The following is a 780-nucleotide window of genomic DNA, read 5'->3' as shown; positions in this document are numbered from 1 at the left end:
GTTAAGAAAAGCGCTTAATTAGCTAAATAAAGTATATAGATGTTTCTTTAATGAAAGCAAAGGTGATCAAAATGCTACATTGGATTTGGGTATTAATTGTTGGAGGAGTTATTGGTTTGATTGCTGGAGCTCTTACAGGGCACGGCAGATCAATGAACTGGATTGCTAATATCTTAGCAGGGTTAATTGGTTCCTCATTAGGTCAAGCTTTATTGGGTGCCTGGGGACCACAAGTTGCTGGCATGGCAATTGTACCGTCAATTTTAGGTGCAGTAATTTTGGTAATCATTGTTGCCTTCGTTGTCAGCAAATTTAGAACTGCATAACGTTTATATGAGTAAAAATTTTTAGTACGTACTACAAACGAAAAGGCTAAAATAAGGATTTTATCCTAGATTTAGCCTTTTTTGTTGCCCTATTCTCTTGGGAGAGGGGAGAGAAATAAAAGCATTAAAGACAGTGATGCTACAAATTGATAAAAATAAATAGATTTTGAAACAATGAATTGAAGATAATCTGGCTGTTTTGAATAGAATTTTGGGCTCTCATTGTCAACTGAAGCCAATTATGTTTAGGTTTCAGTTGATTAATAATGACTTACTTTAAAAGAATTTATGATTGTTCAAATAAAAAGTTATTTTTTATTCATTATGTAATACGTAATTGTTAAAAATCAAACGCTGAATATTAAAAATAGAAAGATGATTAGCAAGTGTACTGTGGAGTAATAAAAGAAAAAAGCTTAGAAAAGCTATGAGACGTAGAGATTCTTTATAATAT

At 31.9% G+C, this 780-nt stretch carries 1 protein-coding gene; it reads left to right on the top strand.

What is annotated here, in order from left to right:
• The first annotated feature begins 71 nt into the window (after positions 1-71).
• Positions 72-326, top strand: a complete 255-nt coding sequence (locus CP368_RS10120) for a GlsB/YeaQ/YmgE family stress response membrane protein (protein WP_025005684.1) — start codon at positions 72-74, stop codon at positions 324-326.
• The last annotated feature ends 454 nt before the right edge of the window (positions 327-780 follow it).

Origin of the sequence: Lactobacillus sp. UMNPBX17, from assembly GCF_002553735.1 — a bacterium.
Lineage (GTDB): Bacteria > Bacillota > Bacilli > Lactobacillales > Lactobacillaceae > Lactobacillus > Lactobacillus gallinarum.
This window is presented reverse-complemented; position numbering and strand designations above follow the sequence as displayed.